The sequence below is a fragment of the Vibrio sp. 10N.261.54.A5 genome (assembly GCF_041471145.1).
Taxonomy (GTDB): domain Bacteria; phylum Pseudomonadota; class Gammaproteobacteria; order Enterobacterales; family Vibrionaceae; genus Vibrio; species Vibrio crassostreae_C.
This window is the reverse complement of sequence record NZ_JBFRNU010000133.1, coordinates 1-206: the sequence shown is the minus strand read 5'-3', so window position 1 is coordinate 206 and position 206 is coordinate 1. Positions and strand designations below refer to the sequence as shown.

The window sequence follows — 206 nt, the reverse complement described above, 5'->3', positions numbered from 1 at the left end:
GAACCAGTGACCCCCTGCTTGTAAGGCAGGTGCTCTCCCAACTGAGCTAATCGCCCATGATAGTTTTGATTCCTTCATGGAGAAAGAATGGTGGAGCTATGCGGGATCGAACCGCAGACCTCCTGCGTGCAAGGCAGGCGCTCTCCCAGCTGAGCTATAGCCCCATATTTTTATTTCCTTGGGAGGAAATGGTGGGCGATACCGGG

1 tRNA gene is annotated in these 206 nt (G+C 53.9%); it reads right to left on the bottom strand.

Annotated features, from left to right (window positions below):
• Positions 1-88: 88 nt before the first annotated feature.
• Positions 89-164: transfer RNA gene (locus AB4329_RS22515), tRNA-Ala, on the bottom strand.
• Positions 165-206 lie beyond the last annotated feature (42 nt).